This is a genomic window from Rhodopseudomonas rhenobacensis (assembly GCF_014203125.1).
GTDB lineage: Bacteria > Pseudomonadota > Alphaproteobacteria > Rhizobiales > Xanthobacteraceae > Rhodopseudomonas_A > Rhodopseudomonas_A rhenobacensis.
Map to the genome: position 1 here is coordinate 333,696 of NZ_JACHIH010000001.1, position 19,663 is coordinate 353,358.

Annotated in this window: 22 protein-coding genes; 14 read left to right on the forward strand and 8 right to left on the reverse strand. The window is 66.0% G+C overall.

Translation table 11 applies throughout. The features are described from left to right. Nucleotides 1-106: 106 nt before the first annotated feature. Nucleotides 107-913, forward strand: a complete 807-nt coding sequence (locus tag HNR60_RS01590) for an SDR family oxidoreductase (protein WP_184253525.1) — start codon at nucleotides 107-109, stop codon at nucleotides 911-913. A gap of 18 nt (nucleotides 914-931) precedes the next feature. On the opposite strand, the gene HNR60_RS01595 is transcribed toward HNR60_RS01590, so the two are convergent. After that, complete coding sequence (locus HNR60_RS01595; protein ID WP_184253527.1) at nucleotides 932-1,447, reverse strand: DUF3280 domain-containing protein; 516 nt, start codon at nucleotides 1,445-1,447, stop codon at nucleotides 932-934. 122 nt (nucleotides 1,448-1,569) lie between these two features. Between HNR60_RS01595 and HNR60_RS01600 the strand changes: the two genes are divergently transcribed. The 5 genes from HNR60_RS01600 (at nucleotide 1,570) to HNR60_RS01620 (ending at nucleotide 6,206) form a co-directional block, all read left to right on the forward strand. Then, nucleotides 1,570-2,754, forward strand: a complete 1,185-nt coding sequence (locus HNR60_RS01600; protein ID WP_184253529.1) for an ABC transporter substrate-binding protein — start codon at nucleotides 1,570-1,572, stop codon at nucleotides 2,752-2,754. Nucleotides 2,755-2,972: 218 nt separating this feature from the next. Then, nucleotides 2,973-3,944: a YVTN family beta-propeller repeat protein gene (locus tag HNR60_RS01605; RefSeq protein ID WP_184253531.1), complete on the forward strand. Its 972-nt coding sequence runs from the start codon at nucleotides 2,973-2,975 to the stop codon at nucleotides 3,942-3,944. Beyond that, nucleotides 3,941-4,750 (forward strand): ABC transporter ATP-binding protein, encoded by an 810-nt coding sequence (locus tag HNR60_RS01610; protein ID WP_184253533.1) that lies wholly within the window; start codon nucleotides 3,941-3,943, stop codon nucleotides 4,748-4,750. The genes HNR60_RS01605 and HNR60_RS01610 overlap by 4 nt, the downstream gene beginning before the upstream one ends. After that, nucleotides 4,747-5,592 (forward strand): ABC transporter permease, encoded by an 846-nt coding sequence (locus HNR60_RS01615; protein WP_184253535.1) that lies wholly within the window; start codon nucleotides 4,747-4,749, stop codon nucleotides 5,590-5,592. Before HNR60_RS01610 ends, HNR60_RS01615 begins: the two co-directional genes overlap by 4 nt. A gap of 17 nt (nucleotides 5,593-5,609) precedes the next feature. Further along, nucleotides 5,610-6,206: a hypothetical protein gene (locus tag HNR60_RS01620; RefSeq protein WP_184253680.1), complete on the forward strand. Its 597-nt coding sequence runs from the start codon at nucleotides 5,610-5,612 to the stop codon at nucleotides 6,204-6,206. Nucleotides 6,207-6,642: 436 nt separating this feature from the next. Here the strand turns inward: HNR60_RS01620 and HNR60_RS01625 are convergent, their stop codons facing one another. The 4 genes from HNR60_RS01625 to xoxF5 form a co-directional block, all read right to left on the reverse strand. Then, complete coding sequence (locus HNR60_RS01625; RefSeq protein ID WP_184253537.1) at nucleotides 6,643-7,221, reverse strand: PQQ-dependent catabolism-associated CXXCW motif protein; 579 nt, start codon at nucleotides 7,219-7,221, stop codon at nucleotides 6,643-6,645. Then, the gene (locus HNR60_RS01630; RefSeq protein WP_184253682.1) at nucleotides 7,221-8,162 is read right to left on the reverse strand and encodes a substrate-binding domain-containing protein; all 942 of its coding nucleotides are present in this window, start codon (nucleotides 8,160-8,162) and stop codon (nucleotides 7,221-7,223) included. Before HNR60_RS01630 ends, HNR60_RS01625 begins: the two co-directional genes overlap by 1 nt. Nucleotides 8,163-8,236: 74 nt before the next feature. Beyond that, nucleotides 8,237-8,806, reverse strand: coding sequence for a c-type cytochrome, methanol metabolism-related (locus tag HNR60_RS01635; protein WP_430694853.1), 570 nt, complete (start codon nucleotides 8,804-8,806; stop codon nucleotides 8,237-8,239). 176 nt (nucleotides 8,807-8,982) lie between these two features. Then, nucleotides 8,983-10,788, reverse strand: coding sequence for a lanthanide-dependent methanol dehydrogenase XoxF5 (gene xoxF5 / locus HNR60_RS01640; RefSeq protein WP_184253539.1), 1,806 nt, complete (start codon nucleotides 10,786-10,788; stop codon nucleotides 8,983-8,985). Between the two features lie 797 nt (nucleotides 10,789-11,585). On the opposite strand from xoxF5, the gene HNR60_RS01645 reads away from it, so the two are divergent. Together HNR60_RS01645 and HNR60_RS01650 are read left to right on the forward strand one after the other, a co-directional pair. Then, nucleotides 11,586-12,521 (forward strand): quinoprotein relay system zinc metallohydrolase 2, encoded by a 936-nt coding sequence (locus HNR60_RS01645; RefSeq protein WP_184253541.1) that lies wholly within the window; start codon nucleotides 11,586-11,588, stop codon nucleotides 12,519-12,521. Nucleotides 12,522-12,575: 54 nt separating this feature from the next. Beyond that, nucleotides 12,576-13,403: a quinoprotein dehydrogenase-associated SoxYZ-like carrier gene (locus HNR60_RS01650; protein WP_184253543.1), complete on the forward strand. Its 828-nt coding sequence runs from the start codon at nucleotides 12,576-12,578 to the stop codon at nucleotides 13,401-13,403. Nucleotides 13,404-13,690: 287 nt separating this feature from the next. Here the strand turns inward: HNR60_RS01650 and HNR60_RS01655 are convergent, their stop codons facing one another. Further along, nucleotides 13,691-13,993 (reverse strand): hypothetical protein, encoded by a 303-nt coding sequence (locus HNR60_RS01655; protein ID WP_430694858.1) that lies wholly within the window; start codon nucleotides 13,991-13,993, stop codon nucleotides 13,691-13,693. A gap of 263 nt (nucleotides 13,994-14,256) precedes the next feature. Here HNR60_RS01655 and HNR60_RS01660 point away from each other — a divergent pair, with 263 nt between their 5' ends. Genes HNR60_RS01660 through HNR60_RS01675 form a run of 4 tightly spaced genes read left to right on the forward strand, consistent with a single transcriptional unit; the run spans nucleotide 14,257 to nucleotide 17,125 of the window. After that, nucleotides 14,257-15,225 (forward strand): ABC transporter substrate-binding protein, encoded by a 969-nt coding sequence (locus HNR60_RS01660; protein ID WP_184253686.1) that lies wholly within the window; start codon nucleotides 14,257-14,259, stop codon nucleotides 15,223-15,225. Between the two features lie 12 nt (nucleotides 15,226-15,237). Continuing rightward, entirely contained in the window at nucleotides 15,238-15,972 is a 735-nt protein-coding gene (locus HNR60_RS01665) for an ABC transporter permease (protein WP_184253546.1), read from the forward strand. After that, nucleotides 15,965-16,720, forward strand: a complete 756-nt coding sequence (locus HNR60_RS01670; protein WP_184253548.1) for an ABC transporter ATP-binding protein — start codon at nucleotides 15,965-15,967, stop codon at nucleotides 16,718-16,720. The genes HNR60_RS01665 and HNR60_RS01670 overlap by 8 nt, the downstream gene beginning before the upstream one ends. Before the next feature lie 42 nt (nucleotides 16,721-16,762). Continuing rightward, the gene (locus HNR60_RS01675) at nucleotides 16,763-17,125 is read left to right on the forward strand and encodes a hypothetical protein (RefSeq protein WP_184253550.1); all 363 of its coding nucleotides are present in this window, start codon (nucleotides 16,763-16,765) and stop codon (nucleotides 17,123-17,125) included. Nucleotides 17,126-17,315: 190 nt separating this feature from the next. Here HNR60_RS01675 and HNR60_RS01680 read toward each other — a convergent pair whose 3' ends face one another. Both HNR60_RS01680 and HNR60_RS01685 read right to left on the reverse strand, forming a co-directional pair. Then, nucleotides 17,316-17,519 (reverse strand): hypothetical protein, encoded by a 204-nt coding sequence (locus tag HNR60_RS01680; protein WP_184253552.1) that lies wholly within the window; start codon nucleotides 17,517-17,519, stop codon nucleotides 17,316-17,318. A gap of 60 nt (nucleotides 17,520-17,579) precedes the next feature. Further along, complete coding sequence (locus HNR60_RS01685) at nucleotides 17,580-17,903, reverse strand: hypothetical protein (protein WP_184253554.1); 324 nt, start codon at nucleotides 17,901-17,903, stop codon at nucleotides 17,580-17,582. On the opposite strand from HNR60_RS01685, the gene HNR60_RS01690 reads away from it, so the two are divergent. Both HNR60_RS01690 and HNR60_RS01695 read left to right on the forward strand, forming a co-directional pair. Further along, complete coding sequence (locus HNR60_RS01690) at nucleotides 17,886-18,314, forward strand: secondary thiamine-phosphate synthase enzyme YjbQ (protein ID WP_184253555.1); 429 nt, start codon at nucleotides 17,886-17,888, stop codon at nucleotides 18,312-18,314. The genes HNR60_RS01685 and HNR60_RS01690 overlap by 18 nt on opposite strands. Nucleotides 18,315-18,317: 3 nt before the next feature. After that, nucleotides 18,318-19,619 carry a RuBisCO large subunit C-terminal-like domain-containing protein gene (locus HNR60_RS01695; protein WP_184253557.1) on the forward strand — a complete coding sequence of 434 codons (1,302 nt, stop codon included), beginning with the start codon at nucleotides 18,318-18,320 and terminating at the stop codon, nucleotides 19,617-19,619. Nucleotides 19,620-19,663: the final 44 nt, after the last annotated feature.

A 19,663-nucleotide genomic window follows, 5' to 3' on the forward strand; every position in this document is an offset into this window, starting at 1 on the left:
GCCAATGTTGCACCACTGCATTCACAACGCCGAACACTCTCACCGCCGTTCCTTGACAGCGGCGGCGCGGCACCGCAAACCTCCGGCAAAATAAACCGGAGGATGCATGTTCAAGGATCTGTTTTCGCTGCACGGCCGCGTGGCGCTGATCACCGGCGGTTCGCGCGGCATCGGCAAGATGATCGCCGCGGGCTTCCTCGCCCAAGGCGCGGCGCGCGTCTACATCACCGCGCGAAAAGCCGGACCCTGTGAAGCCACCGCGCAAGAACTCACCGCGCAATATGACGGCGAGTGCATCGCGCTGCCGATCGATATTTCCACGCTGGCCGGCATCGAGTTGCTGGCCGCCGAATTCGGCAAGCGCGAACCCAAGCTCGACATCCTGGTCAACAATGCCGGCGCCGCCTGGGGTGCGGATTTCGACGAATTTCCGGAAAGCGGCTGGGACAAGGTCGTCGACCTCAACCTGAAGACGCCGTTCTTTCTCACCAAGGCCTTGCACGCGCCGCTGCGCGTTGCCGCAACCGCCGAGCGGCCCGGCAAGGTGATCAACATCGCCTCGATCGACGGCATCTTCGTCAATCCGCTGGAGACCTACCCCTACGCCGCCAGCAAGGCCGGGCTGATCCACCTGACGCGGCGGATGGCGGTGCGCCTGATCAAGGACCACGTCGTGGTGACCGCGATCGCGCCGGGGCCGTTCTCCTCCGACATGAACAAGGCCGCGCGGGACAACGCCGACGCGGTGGCGAGCCGGGTGCCGGCGGGCCGCATCGGCAGCGACCAGGACATGGCGGGGGCGGCGATCTATCTCGCCTCGCGCGCCGGCGACTACGTGGTCGGCGCTACGCTCGCGGTCGACGGCGGCATCGTCTACGCCAATCCGGGCTTCCAGGGCGAGGGCTGGGACTGAGCGCGACGTCGCCCGCGGCTATTGCGGCTGCGGGCGGCCGTAGTCCGGCGCCAGCAGCCGGTTGCGCAGCAGGAAGTTCACCGCGCGGGCCCAGGAATCGTCGGTGTTGCCGCGGAAATCCGCGCTCATCGCCGTCACCAGGTGCCCGGTCCGGGTGTTGCGCAGATAGACGTTCATATTGAGGATCAGGTTGGAGACCTTCTGCACCTGGCCGGTAATGGCGATGTCGGCGCCGAGCTGTTGCGCCAGCTGCACGTCGCAGCCGCCGCAGGCCTGCAGGTTTTTCGCGTGCGCCGCAGAATTGATCGGCGCGATATCCAGCACCTGATACTTGCCGGAGGCCGCCAGCCCCTTGCGCAGCTGATCGCCGGAGCGCATCAGCCGCGCCTGTTCGTCGGCGCGCGCGCCTTCGATCTCGCCCTGCAGGCTGGTGTCCAGCAGCTCGAAATCGAACACCGCGACCTTGGGCGCGTCCTCGGCCTGCGCCGGCGCCCCAAGCAACAGCAGCGCGATCAGCCATCCAGCATTTCGCATCAGCGAGATCCGTGTTCGGCCCGCGGGCAAATTGTCACTTGCAACGTAGCCCGGTTCAGCCATCCTTCAAGCTCCAAGGTCGCTCAACGGTTCCCAACGAAGCGGCCCAGCAGGGAGACGTCATGATCCGAGCGATGGCCGCCGCGCTGCTGCTCTGTGCGCTCGGCGGCATGGCGCGGGCGGCGGAGCCGGTCGAGATCCGGATCGGCTATCTCGGCCGCGCCGCGAGCACGCCGACGCTGTCGCTGCTCGATCAGCCGGCACCCGACGACGGCCTCGCCGGCGCGCGGCTGGCGATCGAAGACAACAATACCACCGGCCGGTTCCTCAACCAGCGTTTCACGCTCGACGACATCCGCCTGAAGGATGGCGACGACCCAGCCAAGGCGGCCGTGGCGCTGGCCGATCGCGGCACCGGCTTCATCATCACGGATTTGGCCGCCGACGATCTGCTGCAGGCTGCCGACGCGGTGCACGACCGCGGCGTCATGCTGCTCAACGCAGGCGCCATCGACGACCGGCTGCGCGAACAGGACTGCCGCGGCAACGTCCTGCACACCGCGCCGACCCGCAGCATGCTGGCGGATGGCCTCGCGCAATATCTGGTCTGGAAGCAATGGAAGCGCTGGCTGCTGGTGGTCGGCTCGCATGACGAGGACAAGGCGTTCGGCGATGCGCTGCGCCGCGCCGCCACCCGGTTCGGCGCCAAGATCGTGCAGGAGCGGGTGTTCGAGGACACCGGCGGCGCGCGGCGTACCGACAGCGGCGTGACGCTGATCCAGCGGCAGATGCCGGTGTTCACGCAATCCGCTCCCGCTTACGACGTGCTGGTCGCCGCCGACGAGAGCGAGGTGTTCGCCAACTACCTGCCATATCGCACCTGGGATCCGAGGCCGGTGGCAGGCTCCGCCGGGCTCAAGCCGGTGAGTTGGGACGCCGCGCAAGACCAATGGGGCGCGGTGCAGATGCAGAACCGCTTCATGAAGCTGAATGCGCGGCGGATGAGCGCGCGCGACATGCAGGCCTGGATCGCGGCGCGGATGATCGGCGAGGCGGCATCGCGTGGCAACTCCGCAGAGCCGAAGGCGTTGCGCGCTGTGCTGCACGGGCCGGATTTCGCCATCGCCGCGTTCAAGGGCCAGCGCCTCTCGCTGCGCGACTGGAACGGGCAGTTGCGCCAGCCGATCCTGCTGGTCGACGGCCGCATGGTGGTGTCGGTGTCGCCGCAGGAGGGATTCCTGCACCAATTCTCCGAGCTCGACACGCTGGGCGTCGACCGTCCGGAAACCAAATGCAAGTTGAAGTGAGGACGGGGCGGATGAGAAACGAGTCGCGCATTTCGAAGCTCGTGTCCCGGGCGCGGCGCAGCGCGAAGCGCTGCTCCGCAGACCCGGGACCGTTCCAAGCGCTGCGGTCCGTAACGGCCCCGGCTCTGCAGCGCACCACGCCGCAACAGCGGCGCGCTGCGCTGCGTCCGGGGCACGATTCCATTGCTAAAGCCGGTCATCGGGTCACCGAACGCGCAATGACCCGCGGCGTAATCGCAGCAACCTTCATCCTCTCACTCGTCGTCTCGACGCCCGCTTCTGCCTATGTCGCCTATGTCTCCAACGAAAAGAGCAACACCGTCTCGGTGATCGACACCGACACATGGGCGGTGACCGCGACCATCAAGGTCGGGCAGCGGCCGCGCGGCATCGAATTCACCCGCGACGGCAGATTCGTGCTGGTCGCGGTCGGCGATGACGACACCATCGAGCTGATCGACGCCGCCACCCACCAGATCGTCGACAAGCTGCCGTCCGGCCCCGATCCGGAACTGTTCGTGCAGGACCAAAGCGGCAAGACGCTCTACGTCGCCAACGAGAACGACAACACCGTCACCATCATCGATCTGGAGAAGCGGGTGCGCACGGGCGACGTGCAGGTCGGCGTCGAGCCGGAGGGCATGGCGATCAGCCCGGACGGCAAGATCCTGATCAACACCTCCGAGACCACCAACATGGCGCATTTCATCGACACCGCGACGCGGCAGATCGTCGGCAATGTGCTGGTGGATTCGCGGCCGCGCTTCGCCGAATTCAAGCGCGACAATTCCGAGCTCTGGGTGTCGTCGGAAATCGGCGGCACCGTCTCGGTGATCGATCCGGGCAAACGGGAAGTCACCGGCAAGATCAGCTTCGCGGTGCCGGGGATGCGGCGCGAGGCGATCCAGCCGGTCGGCATCGCGATGACGGCCGACGGCGCCACCGCCTTCGTGGCGCTGGGACCCGCCAACCGCGTCGCGGTGGTCGACGCCAAGACCCACGAGGTGAAGAAGTATCTGTTGGTCGGGCAACGGGTCTGGCACATGGCGTTCACCCCGGACGAAAAGTATCTGCTGGTCACCAACGGCGTCTCCAACGACGTCTCGGTGATCGACGTTGCCGCACAAAAGGTCTTCAAGACCATCCAGGTCGGTGAATTGCCTTGGGGCATTACGATTGCGCCGAAATGACGGTGGCCGATTTGCCCAGGGCCGGGATCGACAGCGCCGCTGCGCCGCGCAGCTCCGCCGCGGTCGCGGCCTTATCGATAGAGGGCGTCTCGTACAGTTATGGCGCCCGCCGCGCACTGCATGACGTGTCGTTCGCCGTGCAGCCGGCCAGTTTCACAGCACTGCTCGGCCTCAACGGCGCCGGCAAGTCGACGCTGGTGGCGCTGATCACCAGGCTGTTCGGACTGCAGTCCGGGAGGATCAGCATTTTTGGTGACGACATCGCCAGCGCGCCTGGAGAAGCGCTGCGGCAGCTCGGCGTCGTGTTCCAGCCGCGCACCCTCGATCTAGACCTGTCGGTGATGCAGAACCTGCAATATCACGCCGCGCTGCACGGCATCGGCCGCGGCGAGGCGCGCAGCCGCGCCGACCAGCTGCTGACGCGGATCGGCCTCGCCGATCGCGCCGGCAACAAGGTGCGCGATCTCTCCGGCGGACAGATGCGCCGGCTGGAGATCGCCCGCGCTCTGCTGCACCGGCCGCGGCTGTTGCTGCTGGATGAAGCGACCGTCGGGCTCGACGTCAAGGCTAGAGCCGATCTCATCGGCCACGTCCGCCGGCTGGTGACCGACGACGGCGTGAGCGTCTTATGGACAACGCATCTGTTCGACGAGATCGAAGCTTCCGACGATCTGGTGATCCTGCATCACGGCGAAGTGCTGGCGCGCGGCGCCATCGCGAAGATCGCAACCGACACCGGCACGGAGGGTCTGCACGCCGCGTTCCGGCAGCTCACCGGCACCGACCATCTGGGAGGCGCTTCATGAGTGCGCCCGCGCTCGAGCGGCCGACCGGATTTACCCCGGCGCAGTATCTGATCTGCCTCAACGGCATCGTCTGGCGCGAGGCCTTGCGCTTTCTGCATCAGCGCGAGCGCTTCGTCTCGGCGCTGGTGCGGCCCTTGGTGTGGCTGTTCATCTTCGCCGCCGGCTTTCGCCAGGTGTTGGGGATTTCCATCATCCCGCCCTACGAGACCTACATTCTCTACGAGGTCTATATCACCCCCGGACTGATGGCGATGATCCAGCTGTTCAACGGCATGCAATCGTCGCTCTCGATGGTGTACGACCGCGAGATGGGCAATATGCGGACCTTGTTGGTCAGCCCGTTGCCGCGCTGGTACCTGCTCAGCTGCAAGCTTCTGGCCGGCACCGCGGTGTCGATCCTGCAGGTCTATGCGTTTCTCGCGATCGCCTGGTTCTGGGACATCGAGCCGCCGCACATCGGCTATCTCACGGTGCTGCCGGCGCTGGCGTTGACCGGGCTGATGCTGGGCGCGCTTGGGATGCTGATTTCGTCCGGCATCAAGCAGCTGGAGAATTTCGCCGGGGTGATGAACTTCGTGATCTTCCCGATGTTCTTCGCCTCATCAGCGCTGTATCCGCTGTGGCGGGTGCTGGAAGGCAGCCCGGCGCTTTACTATGTGTGTCAGTTCAACCCGTTCACCCATGCGGTCGAGCTGATTAGGTTCGCGCTGTACGGCCAGATCAACTGGATCTCGCTGGCGGTGGTCGGTGGCTCTACCGCGGCGTTCCTGATCGGCGCGATGCTGGCCTATAATCCGTCGCGCGGTCTCGGCCGCCGCGGCGCCGCGGGAGGCGAAACGTGAGAGTGATTTCGCGCTTGATGTCGGCCTTGATGATGCTCGCGGGCGCGATCGACGCCGCACACGCCGTCGATCCGCGCTATCCGGATTGGCCCTGCGTGCAGGCCAAGGTGCCGGAGATTTCGCTGAGCGCGGTGTGGACCGGGCCGCCGCTCGACGAGGCCAGCGGCAAATGGAAGGACAACGCCAAGATCAGCGCGCTGGTGGCGCGGCTGGCGCCGCGGCGCACGCCGATGGACGAAGCCGAAAAGCTGGTCGCGGATTTTCTCAAGCAAGCCGGCGCCGACAAAACCGCCACCGGGACGTTGATTTTCGCAGGACTGTTCGACACCCTGAATGCCGAGCGCGGCTCGGTGCTGAAAGGGCTGGAGCGCGTCACCCGCAAGCAGCGCGCCGCCGCGGAGCGGATTCGCGCCGATACGCTGGCGTTGCAGGCGCTGCAGGGCGCCACGCCGCCGGATGCCGGCAAGATCGAGCAGCTCGGCAATCAGCTGGTGTGGCAGACCAGAATCTTCGACGATCGCCGCCGCGTCGTCAGCTTCGTTTGCGAAGTCCCGGTGGCGATCGACCGCCGGCTGTTCGCGCTGGCCCGGGTGATCCAGCAGGAGATGGAGTAGCTCGCGGACGAAACCGCGGCCATGTCCTACTTGCCGGCTAAGGGTACATTGAGCGCGCAGCTTGATCACGGGCACTGACTCACCTCTCCCCGCTTGCGGGGAGAGGTCGACCCGGCGGAGCGCAGCGAAGCCGGGTCGGGTGAGGGGGCGCCTCGGCAAAACGCGGCGCCCCTTCACCCGGCGTGCCAAGCTTCGCTTGTCACGCCACCCTCTCCCCGCAAGCGGGGAGAGGGGCCGATGCCGCGCCGCTTCGATTAACTTCGAGCTTGAATTACCAGCGAGCTTTTTCATCCACTGCCCCGTAGCAAGATTCCGGGTCCTCTCGCAGCTTCGCTGCTCGAACCCCGGAATGACAGCCTGGGAGTTAGCGAGGGCTGCACCCAGCGGAGGCTGCAAACTTTGATGGCGTCGGTTACGTATTGCGTCAGCAGCAGCGTTATTGCGCCGGCGCCGGCTGCTGCATCCGCGGCATCGGCTCGGCCTCCAACAGCGGCAGGTGAGCGGCCTGCCAGCCGTCGGTGCCCTCGGGATACCAGGCGACGTTGCTGTAGCCGTAGCCGAGCGCGCGCTTTGCCGCGTTCCACGACATCCAGCAATTCGCCTGACAATAGAACACCACCAGCCGCGCGCGATTGCCGCCGGTGGCGCGTTGCAGGCCCTCGCGCAGATAGTCCTCCATCGTTGATGCGAGCGCGCCGTAGCCGGTGTCGGGCAGCCACAGGCTGCCGGGAATGTCGAGCCGCGGCCGGTCGCGCCACACCGTGCCCTCCGGCAGGTTGGCGGGCTTCGGCGGCCGCGGCATGGCGTCGATGAACGCGGCTTCGCCTGCGCGCCACAGCGCCTGTGCCTCCGCGGTCGACAGCACGCGGGCGCCTTGCAGCGTTGCCGGCACCGGCGCGCGATATTCCTCCATGCGATAGCCGGAGGGCTCCGGCGGCGCGGCGGCGCCGTCTTCCGCCGCAGCCGGCGCCGTCAGCGCCAGCAGCAGCCACAGGCCGGAGAGCAGCCGCTTCATCACGGCTGCTTCGCGGCGGTTGCGGCGCCGAGCGGCCGGTTGTTCTCATCCAACAGCGGCACGCCGAATTCCAGCAGGATGTTGTTGATCTCCGGCTGGCTGTCCTGGATCAAGCGGTTGAGCTGCCGTTTCCAGTTCTGGTCGGCGGCGCGCACCCCCATGCCGATCCGGTAGGCGAGCTGCGGACCCCGGGTTTCCTTGACCAGCGGCGTGACGTGCAGCGGCGGGTTGGCCTCCTTGGCGTAGTAGCCGGCCATCGGTCCCCACAGGATGCCGGCGTCGATCTCGCCGGATTTGATGTCGCCGATCATCGCCGCGGCGGAGGAATCCACCCTGGTGTCGATCATCAAGGGATACGGCTTGGCGGTCGCCATCATGCCGTTGACCGCCATGTTGGTCGCGGGCGGGGTGCCGGCGACGATGCCGATGTGCTTGCCCTTGAGCCGCGGGTCGTCGAGCGTGGTGACCTGGTCGAGCTCGGTCCCGGGCTTCGCCACCAGCGCATAGGCCGTGCGGTAATACGGATTGGTGCCTTGCGCCAAGTCGTCGCCCTGCGGGAAGCCCATGATCACGTCGCAGCGATGCGCGGCGAGCGTCATCCGCACGAAGCCGGTGGCCTGCGGAAAGAACACATAGTCGAGCGATTTATGCAGCTTGGCGGCGAACAACTCAGCGATTCTGTTCTCGAAGCCCTCGCCCTTGTCGTTGGAGAACGGCAGATTGCGGGGGTCGGCGCAGACCCGCAGCACCTTGGGATCGATCAGCTCGATCGACAGATCCGCAGAGTCCGGCGGCGGCGCCGGGGCTTGAGCCTGGACTTGAGCCGGGGCTTGCACTTGGACTTGCGCTTGGACTTGCGCCTGGGCGCTGCTGCCGATCAGCAGCGTGGCGCAGGCCAGGGCGGCGGCGCGGGCGCGCCAGCCGTCGGGCTTCAATCTCATCATCGCCGTTGCCTCGTTGATCGAACCCCCGCGCCCGCCATGACCGCAGCGCCGGGCCGGCCCGCCGCGCCCGCTCAACGCTGATCCATGCATGAGTTTTCCTGTAGCGCCGCGGCGACCGGCTTGCCCTCATGATTCGCCGGCCGCACCCGGCCGAGCGCGCCGGTGGAGCGCGCGCGCAGATAGATGTAGAGATCGTCGATGTGGCAGGCGACGTTCAGGTTGTGGCCGAACGCCGGCATCACGTTCTCGGTGGAGGAAGTGACGTTCTTGCGGCCGTTGGCGACGGTGGTGAGGAAATCGCCGTAGCTCATGTCCTTGACCGAGTCCTTCAGCGCCGGCGCGTAGCTCGAGCCCTCGCCATAGGGGCCGTGGCAGACGTGACACTCCGAATGATAGTGCCGGAATCCCGAATAGGTGAACCAGTCGACGGTGCCGTCCGCGGTGATGTTGAACGTCGGATTGCCTTCCTTGTCGAGATATTTGCCGTCCGTCGACTTGATCGGGGTGGGCTCGGGCGGCGGCGTCGACACCTTGCCGACCGTGGTCGCTTCGTTGCTGGGGGAAGCGGCGTCCTCCGCGAAAGCGAGACCCGCACACGCCACGATCCCGATCGCAGCCAAACCGAAATGCATCATACGCAAGGGGTTCTCTCCGACGTTTCCGAATGTTGACGTTTCTTGTGGAGCTTTTTTGGTCGTAGCCGAGTGGCCGCCGCATCGCCGCTCGCGGCGGCGCTCGGCCGGCGGGCCCGCTGGGCCCGCAACGATCATCCCGGCGCGAGGAGCAAGTCCCCACGCCGGGATGCGGTTTTGGAGCGCTACTGCGGCAACGCGAACACCGTCAGGGCGCCGCCGAGCGCGGTGTAGTTGTTCAGCGAGGCATAGCCGCCGACCGCGCCGAGACCCGCGGTCGGATCGGTCAGACCCGCCGCCAGACCGATCCCGGCCCAACCGCCGACGCCGGACAGGATCGCGATATATTGCCGGCCGCCGTGCTCATAGGTGGTGACATTGCCGATGATGCCGGAGGGAGTCTTGAACTTGTAGAGCTCCTTGCCGGTCTTGGCGTCGACCGCCTTGAGGTAGCCTTCCAGCGTGCCGTAGAACACCACGCCGCCGGCGGTCGCGAGCGCACCCGACCACACCGAGAACTGCTCCTTGTTCGACCACACGATCTTGCCGGTCTTGTTGTCCCAGGCGATGAAATTGCCCATATGGGTGTCGCCGGGAGGCGGATACATCGACAGCGTCGCCCCGACATAGGGCTGGCCGGCGGTGTAGCTCACCTTGAACGGCTCGTAGTCCATGCAGACGTGGTTGGTCGGCACGTAGAACAGCTGGGTGTCCGGCGAATAGGCCGCCGGCTGCTGATCCTTGGTGCCGAGCGCGGCCGGGCAGATCCCCTTGTTGTTGAAGTCTTCGCCCTGCTTGTCGGTCGAGTACTGATCGACCACCTTGGGCCGGCCATAGGTCGGCGAGGCCTTGTCCATGTCGACGCCGGAGGTCCAGTTCACCTTCGGGTCGTACTTTTCGGCCACCAGCAGTTCGCCGTTGGTGCGGTCCATGGTGTAGGCGAGACCGTTGCGGTCGAAATGCGTCAACAGCTTGCGGTTCTGGCCGTTGACCTGTTGATCGCTGAGGATCATCTCGTTGACGCCGTCATAGTCCCACTCGTCGTGCGGCGTCATCTGGTAGGCCCACTTCGCCATCCCGGTATCGGGATCGCGGGCGAAAATGGTCATCGACCATTTGTTGTCGCCGGGCCGCTGCTTCGGGTTCCAGGTCGAGGGATTGCCGGAGCCGTAATACACCAGGTTCAGCTCGGGATCGTAGGAGGTCCAGCCCCAGGTGCAGCCGCCGCCGACCTTCCACTGATCGCCCTGCCAGGTCTTCAGGCTGGAGTCCTTGCCGACCGGCTTGCCGAGCACGGTGGTCTTTTCCGGATCGAACATGATCTGATCGTCCGGGCCTTCGGAGAACGCCCGCCAGACCTGCTTGCCGGTCTTGGTGTCGTAGGCGGTCATGTGGCACTGCACGCCGAATTCGCCCCCCGAGATGCCGATCAGCACCTTGTCCTTGATCACCAGCGGCGCCGAAGTGCCGGTGCCGCCCTTGGTCGGATCGCCGTTTTGGACCGACCACGCCACCTTGCCGGTCTTGGCATCGAGCGCCACCAGCGTGGTGTCGGCCTGATGCAGGAAGATCTTGCCGTCGCCATAGGCGACGCCGCGATTCACGGTGTCGCAGCACATCACCGGAATGACGTTGGGATCCTGCTTCGGCTCGTACTTCCAGACGATCTTGTTCTCGTCGTTGAGGTCGAGCGCGTAGACCTTGTTGGGGAACGGGGTGTGGACGTACATCATGTTGCCGATGATCAGCGGGCCGCCCTCGTGGCCGCGCAGCACGCCGGTCGAGAACGTCCAGGCCACCTGCAACTTGGCGACGTTGTCGGCGGTGATCTGCTTCAGCGTCGAATAGCGCGTACTGGCGTAGTTCCCGGCCGGGATCACCCAGTCCTTCGGGTTCTGCTGCATCTTGATGAGTTCGTCATTGGCCTGGGCACCGCCCGAGGCCATAACCGCCGCAGCACTAAAACAGGCGGCGAATAGCACCTTGTGCATCTCGAATCCTCCCATGTGAAGTTTTTAGGTCGTCTTGGTCTTTTTTGGTCTTTTTGGTTTCTTGGTCTTGGTGTCTTTGCAGCGAAGCCTGTTATCGGCCCCTTGTCGCAGCGTTTGTATTTTATGACGTCTTTATTTTATGACGTCTTGGAGATCCTGCGGCTCGATCCGCGGCCCGGATCGAAGCGCTTATGTCGTCTTGCGAAATGTACGATCGAACCCGTCAGCTCGGGCTGTCGCAGTCGGCTGCTCTTGGCGGCGGTCGATTTTGACAGTCGATTTAGGCGGTCGATCCAGGCAGTCGATCCAGGCAGTCGATTGAAGGCTTGGCGTCGATTGGCTAAGTCCGGTTGCAGCAAGCACCACTCGAGGTGACGCGCCCAGCATCACCCCGTCATAAGCGGACGTCGGTCGCGAACTACGCGATCCTGCAGCAACCTCATTCGCAGCACTTGATTCGGCGTCTTATCCGTTGCGGCTCAAGACGGCTGCCAATCCAGCTTCGCCTGCAGAAGTCGAAGATCCCTCACGTCGTCGGTCGAAACGCGTTCGTCGAAACGATCAGTCGCACTCTCAGATCGAGGCGATCAGGGATGGCGCGCTCTTGTCGAAAGACCGCTCCTCGCCGCCTCAGCTTCCGCCCGTCCCGGCTTTCGCGTGTCCCGAGGCCATGGTTGGTGTCGGATGCAGGTAAATGCTATTCTGGCCTCTCGCAGCGTGCAACAAAAATAATAATCATTCCCTGATAGGCAGATGCACTGCAGCATTCTCCGGAACTACTAACAGGTCGATCGCCCATGCGTGTTCGCCGCCTGCTGACCACTCTATTAGTATGGGCAGGTCTCGCTGCGCTGCAATGTCAGGCAGAGCCGCTGTCCGCGCCGCTGCCGGTCGACGAAGTGGCGCCGGGCGTGTTCGTTCATATCGGCGCCATCGCGTTGATGCGGAAGGACAATGACGGCGGCATCGGCAATCTCGGTTTCGTCGTCGGCAACGACGCCGTCGCGGTGATCGATAGCGGCGGCAGCGTCCGCGAAGGCCGAAGGCTGCGCGCCGCGATCCGGGCGCGGACCGACACGCCGATCCGCTACGTGATCAACACCCACGGCCATCCCGATCACGTCTTCGGCAACGCAGCATTCGTCGCCGACGGCGCCACGTTCGTCGGTCACCATCGATTGCCGGCGGCGCTGAAGCTGCGCGGCCCCTATTATCTCGAGGCGTTTCGCCGGCTGTTGGGCGATGAACTGATCGACGAAGTCAGGATCATTCCGCCGACCCTGCTGGTCGATCAGACCATGACGCTCGACCTCGGCGGCCGCAAACTAACACTGGCGGCCTGGCCGGTCGCGCATAGCGACTGCGACCTGACGGTGTTCGACGAAACCACCGCCACGCTGTTCGCCGGCGACCTTTCGTTCGTGACGCACATTCCCGTGATCGACGGCAGCCTGAAGGGATTGCTCGCGGTGCTCGAGCAGCTCGACAAGATCCCCGCGCAACGTCTGGTTCCCGGCCACGGCCCGGTCGCCGAACCGCATCAGGCCTTCGCCGCGCAGCGGCGCTACTTGCAAACACTCAGCAATGATACACGCGCGATGATCGCCCGCGGCGCGAAATTGTCGGAGGCGGCCGACACCGCGGCGGCGTCGGAGCGCCCGCGCTGGCAGATGTTCGACGACTACAACGCCCGCAACGCAACTGCAGCATACTCTGAAATTGAATGGGAATAGCACCGCGCATCGCGTAGCTTGAGCGCGCGGATGGCAGATCGAGAGGAGGAGCGCATGCTGGCGAACCGCTTGCTGAGCCTGATCGCGGGGGTCGCGATGCTGCAAGGAGCCGCCTCGGCGGCGCGCGCCGATGCGCCGGCGCCCTACGATCCGTGGCCGAGCCTGCAGCAGGAAATCTTCAAAGGCCGGGCGATGCAGGACGGCAATGGCGTGCTGGCGATCGAGATGCCCGGCCGCGCCGAGGATGCGGCGATCGTGCCGGTGACGCTGCGGCTTAAGCTGCCGCCCGGCGACGCGCGAAAAGTCAGCGCCATCACTTTGGTGATCGACCAGAATCCGTCGCCGCTGGCGGCGCGGTTCGAACTCGGCCGCGACGCCGGGGTGTCGGAAATTTCCACCCGGGTGCGGGTCAATTCCTACACCGACGTCCATGCCATCGCCGAGCTCAGCGACGGCCAGCTCTACATGGTGAAGACCTTCGTCAAGGCCTCGGGCGGCTGCTCGGTGCCGGCCGCCAAGGACGCGGTCGAAGCCCGCAACAATCTCGGGCAGATCCGGTTCCGGCAATTCGCCAAGGCCGGCGACGGCCACAGCAGCGGCGCCCGCGAGGCGCAGATCATGATCGGCCATCCCAACAATTCCGGGCTGCAGATGGATCAGCTGACCCGGGCCTACACCCCGGCGTTCTTCGTCAACGAGATGCAGGTCTGGCTCGACGACGCCCCGGTGCTCTCCATGGAAGGCGGCATCTCGATTTCGGAAAACCCGAATTTCCAGTTCAGCTACGTGCCGACCGGCGGCAAGCAATTCCGGATCGAGGCCAAGGACACCGAAGGCCACGTCTTCCAGGGCGAGTGGAAGGCGGAGACGTCGGGGATGTGAGCGCGGTTGCTTGCGATTTCCGGCGCATGACCGGCCTAACTGGCGCGTTGCGGCGCCCGACCCAATAACCCGGCGCCCGGCCCAATAAGATTGTCATTCCGGGGCGCGAGAGCGAAGCTCGAGCGAGCCCGGAATCTCGCTGCGGGCACGGCGCTATTCCCGTCGCAAGATTCCGGGTTCGCGCGCCGCTGACGCGGCTCGCGCCCCGGAATGACCGCCTTTTTATGCGCTGGAAATCACAATTAGTGAGGCGTGTTTGGCAAGCCGCCCGCTTCCGGATCGCCTTCTCAAAAACACCGCACCTCGGCTTCGGCCTGGGCGCGGCGGAGTTCGTTGAGCGCGGCGGTGGCCTGTTCGGAGGAGCGGAACTGGCCGCCGAGCGTGCCGGGCACCTGCGCCATGCTGAGCACGGTCTCGGCGGTGACGTAGCGGTCATAAGGCAGCAGCGAGGCGACGACGTCGACCGAGCAGGAGCACTGGTCGAGCGCTTGCCGTGTTTCGCCATTGGCCTTCATGCAGCCGAACACATAGTCGGCGCGCGCCGCGGTCGGGAAATCATTGACATCGTCGGCATAGCTCGCCGCCGTCATGGCGCCGAGCACGATCACTGCGCCGACAACGCGTCGCATCGACTCTGCCGCCCTCATAAGGTCCTCCTGCTTTCATTTCTCGTTGGCGCATGATCTTCTGCGGAAAACGCCAGCCGGCTTCGGGATCACGCGCGATCTTAAGACCGTGCTACCATACGAACAACAAGCCGGCGGGCAAAGGTTTCGTTGCAGCGCGCGCTTTCGCACCGCAACACGGCTCGCCCAACAAGAAACTAACGTGACACCTTGGGAGGCACATCATGATGTTCGCACGCATCCTGCTGGCCGGGCTGCTGCTCAGCGCCAGCGCGGCGGCGCACGCCGCCGATACCATCCGCCTTGCGGTGCAGAAGACCGGCACGGTGTCCTGGGAGCTGAAAGTAATCCGCGACCGCGGCCTCGATCGCGACGCCGGGCTCGATCTTGAAGTCACTGAACTGGCGAGCCCGGAGGCCGGCAAGATTGCGCTGCGCGGCGGCTCCGCCGACGTCATCGTCACCGACTGGCTGTGGGTGTCGCGCGAGCGCGGGCTCGGCGCCAGGCTGTTGTTCTATCCCTATTCCAGCGCGGTCGGCGCGGTGATGGTGCCTTCGGCCTCGCCGATCACCACGCTCGCCGACCTCAAGGGCCGCAAGCTCGCGGTGGCCGGGGGGCCGATCGACAAGAGCTGGCTGCTGCTGCAGGCCGCGGCGAAACAGGACGGCATCGATCTGCGCTCGCAGGCCAGCATCGCCTACGGGGCGCCGCCGCTGCTGGCGCAAAAGACGCTCAGCGGCGAAATGGACGCCACGCTGAACTACTGGAATTTCTGCGCAGCACTCGAAGCCAAGGGCTTCCGCCGCCTGGTCGGGATCGAAGAGCTGCTGCCGCGGCTCGGCGCCAAGGGCCGGGTGGCGATGATCGGCTATGTGTTCGACGAGGGCTTCGCCGCGGCGCATGGCGACGCCGTCGCCCGCTTCATCGCGATGAGCCGCGCCGCCAAGGAGATTCTGGCCAGCTCCGACCAAGCCTGGGACGCCATCGCCCCGCTCACCGGCGCGCCGGACGCGGCGACGCTGCGCGCCTATCGCGATCGCTACCGCGAGGGCATCCCGCGCCGGCCGATCGCCGATGAGGAGGCCGACGCCCGGGCGCTGTATCGGGTGCTGGCCGCCACCGGCGGCGCCGAGATCGTGGGACCTGCCGCCGAACTCGACCCCGGCACCTATTATCGCGGCCTGCCCGGCGGCTGAGGGGACGCCGCCATGCTGAGGCTTTGGTCGTTCGCCACGTTCCTCGCCAGCTGGTGGGTCGGCTCGCTGTTGGCCGGTGAGACGCTGCTGCCGTCGCCGCTCACCGTGCTCACCGCGATCGTCGCGGAAGCCCGCAGCGGTGCGCTGCTCTTCAATCTCGGGGTGACGCTGTTGCGGGTGGCGCTGGCCTTCGCGCTGGCGATGTCGCTCGGCACCGCGCTCGGCTATCTGATGGGCCGCGTCCGCGCCGCCGACCGCTTCGGCGATCCCTGGCTGATCCTGCTGCTGAACCTGCCGGCGCTGGTGGTGATCGTGCTGGCCTATATCTGGGCCGGGCTGACCGAGACCGCAGCGATCGCGGCGATCGCGATCAACAAGCTGCCCAACGCCGTGGTGACGATCCGCGAGGGCACCCGCGCGCTCGATCCCGCGCTCGACGAGATGGCGCGGGTCTATGCGATGCCGCGCTGGCGCGCGTTCCGCCATGTGGTGCTGCCGCAGTTAGCACCTTTCATCGCCGCGGCGGCGCGCTCCGGGCTGTCGCTGGTGTGGAAGATCGTGCTGGTCGCCGAACTGTTGGGCCGGCCGAACGGCGTCGGCTTCGAGATCGGCACTGCGTTCCAATTGTTCGATATCGCCCGGATCCTCGCCTATGCGCTGAGCTTCGCCGCCTTGGTGCAAGCGATCGAGACGCTGCTGGTGCAGCCGTTCGAACGGCGCGCGTCGCGCTGGCGGCGCCATGCTTGAGGTTGCCATCGCGGGCAAACAACTGACCAATGCCGCCGGCGAACGCTTCGACGTGCTGGGCGCGCTGACGTTTCGGCTCAGCGCCGGCGAGGTCGGCGCGGTGGTCGGACCGAGCGGCTGCGGCAAGACCACGCTGCTGCGGATCATTGCCGGGCTCGACCGCGACGTTCAAGGCCGCGTCGCGCTGCCGCCCGCCGCGCGGATCGGCATGGTGTTTCAGGAGCCGCGGCTGCTGCCGTGGCGCTCGGTCGAAGACAACATCCGGCTGCTCGCACCTGACGCCGACGAGGCCACGCTGGCGAAACTATTCGTCACGCTCGAACTCAGCGCACACCGTCATCACTTCCCGGGCGAATTGTCGCTCGGCCTGGCGCGGCGGGTGGCGCTGGCCCGCGCCTTCGCGATCAAGCCTGACGTACTGATCCTCGACGAGCCCTTGGTGTCGCTCGATGCCGCGCTCGCGGCGCGGCTGCGCGACGAGATCGCCACCCTGGTCGATAGCCGGCCGGTGACGACGCTCTTGGTCACCCACAGCATCGACGACGCAGCAAAGCTCGCCGACCGCATCGTGCTGTTGTCGGAGCGCCCGGCGCGAATTCTCGCCGAAGTTCCGATCAGCGTCCCGCGCGCGGCACGCAGCGCAACCGACATCGCCGCGATCAGTGCAGAGATCGCGCGGCTCGGCGGCGGCATTGGCCCGCCGGCAGATTTTGCTGCGCCGTCGCGATTGACGGCGCCGCGGCGCTGACGTGTAGTCGGCGGCAACAGCAACGACCTTGGGGAGGATTTCATGCCGCGCCTTGCAACCATCGCCGTTCTCGCCGCCGCGGCTGTGCTGTCGGGTTCGCTGGCAGCGTCTGCGCAAAGCAAGGGCAAAGGCATCCGGCTGTGGAATCTGACCGCCGAGACCATCTCCAGCTTCCAGCTGTCGCCCGCCGGCAAGGACGCGTTCGGCGCCAACCAGACGCTGAACGACAAGGACAAAGAGGTCGATCACGACGAGCGGCTGAAGATCACCGACGTGCAGCCCGGGCATTACGACGCCAGGGTCGGCTATCCCGACGGCCGGCAATGCCTGGTGCACGGCATCGAGATCCGGCCCGACGCGGTGTTTTCGATCGCCGACAAGGATCTGGTTCAGTGCAACAAATAGCCGCGCGTCGACGCGACTAACTGCCCAACAATAAGAAATGTGCCCCGGACGCAGCGCACCGCGGAGCGGTGCGCTGCAGAGCCGGGGCCGTTACGGAACGCAGCATCTGAAACGGTCCCGGCTCGCGGCGCAGCGCAGAGCGCTGCACCGCGTCCGGGACACGCGGTGATGGGGCTTTGAATTCAGGCGCTCACGCCCGGCTGTGCGGAAGTTCGCAACGCCAGCGCACCGCGGTCCATTTCGGATGCTCGCCGACCCATTGGGCGATGTAGGGCGGCGCGCCCATCACGCATTGCTGCAGCGACACGCTTTCGGAATACGCCAGCCGGGTCTCTTCGCAGGTCGCCGGCGACAGCACCGCGCAGACCGTAATGATCAGGTCAATCGCATTCATGCCAGATCCTCATGCGTTGCAGCAATGATAGCACAGAAACGGTATTTTGATCCGCGAGTTTCAAAGAAAACCGAACAGATGCTCGGTATCGATGCCCTCGGCCTGAGCCGGCCACGACCAGGCGACCGCCAGCAATAGCGTCGCGGACAGGGTCCTGATACGAAGGGACATCGACGCTCCGGGCTCGAACGGTAAAATCATTCTCACCGGCCGCGGCGGCAAATTCAAGCTGAGGCCGTCCCGCAGTGCGGTGCGCGCGGTGCTCGCCGGGCTGGCGTAACCCGCCGTAGCGGTTGATTTTTTCGGGAAACAGGCGGATAGACCCGCGCGGCGGGCAGGGATGGCTCGCACCTCCCGGGTGATCTCATGAAAATCCTGCGACATCGGATTGAGCTCGAAACCACCGCGCCGATCCAGATCATCGACGTCACCGATCAGGTCCGCGGCTGGGTCACATCGACCGGGATCAAGGACGGCCTCGTCACCGTGAGTTCGCTGCACACCACCGCGCGGATCAACGTCAACGAGCGCGAGGCGCAGCTCGAGCGCGACATGATCACTTATCTCAAGCGGCTGGTGCCGCGCGACGGCGACTACCTGCACAATCTCGATCCGATCGACGGCCGCGACAACGCGCATTCGCATCTGTTGGGCCTGTTCATGAATTCGTCGGAAACCATTCCGGTCGCCGCCGGCGCGCTGGTGTTGGGCGGCTGGCAGTCGATCTTCTTCATCGAGCTCGACGGCCCGCGCGAGCGCCGCGGCATCGAACTGCAACTGCTCGGAACGGACTGACTCATGACGCCGGACGATATCGCGGGCTTCTACGCCGAGCGCAGCGCGCTCAACCTCGACGACTACATCGAACTCGATTTCAGCTTCGAATGCGCCGGCGATCCGCGCGAGGCGGCGGCGCATCTGTGCAGCGAGCAATCCACCGCGCAGTGGCGCCGCGTCGGCGTCGACGAGGATTTTCGGCCGCGCTTCGCCGCCAAGGTGCTGGCGCTGGAGGCCACGCCGCAGCCGACCGGATTCAGCATCGCGGTGGAGTGTGCTGCGACCGGCCCGGTGCACGCGGTGCGCGTCACCATCGCGCATCCGCACGGCAATTTCGGCACCAAATTGCCCAATTTGTTGTCGGCGGTGTGCGGCGAGGGCGTGTTCTTCTCGCCCGGGATTCCGCTGATCCGGCTCGAGGACATCCGTTTTCCGGACTGTTATCTGGCCGCGTTCCAGGGCCCGCAATTCGGCGTGCAGGGTCTGCGCGAACAGCTGCAGGCGTTCGAGCGGCCGATCTTCTTCGGCGTCATCAAGCCGAATATCGGGCTGCCGGCTGCACCCTTTGCCGAGCTCGGCTATCAGAGCTGGATAGGCGGGCTCGACATCGCCAAGGACGACGAGATGCTGGCCGACGTCGACTGGTGCCCGCTGGCCGAGCGCGCCGCGGCACTCGGCGACGCGCGCCGCCGCGCCGAGCGTGAGACCGGCGTGCGAAAAATCTATCTCGCCAACATCACCGACGAGGTCGACCGGCTCGTTCCGCTGCACGATCTCGCGGTCGAGCACGGCGCCAACGCGCTGCTGGTCAACGCCATGCCGGTCGGGCTCTCGGCGGTGCGGATGTTGCGCAAGCACGCTTCCGTGCCGCTGATCGCGCATTTTCCGTTCATCGCGGCGTTCAGCCGGCTCGCCGCCTACGGCATCCACTCAAGGGTGTTCACCAAGCTGCAGCGCTTGGCCGGCTTCGACGTGGTGATCATGCCGGGCTTCGGCCCGCGGATGATGACGCCGGAGCACGAGGTGCTGGACTGCGTGCGCGCTTGCCTGGAGCCGATGGGGCCGATCAAGCCGTGCCTGCCGGTGCCGGGCGGCAGCGATTCGGCGGCGACGCTGGAAGGCGTCTACCGCAAGGTCGGAAGCATTGATTTCGGCTTCGTGCCGGGCCGCGGCGTGTTCGGCCATCCGATGGGCCCGGCGGCCGGCGCCGCCTCGATCCGCCAGGCCTGGGACGCCATCGCCTCAGGCATTGCGGTCGCCGACTACGCCACGACGCATCCCGAGCTGGCCGCCGCGCTGCAGGCGTTCGGCGCGAAGAAGTAGCGCGCGCCGTCGCATAGGGTGCGGCTGTCATTCCGGGGCGCGAG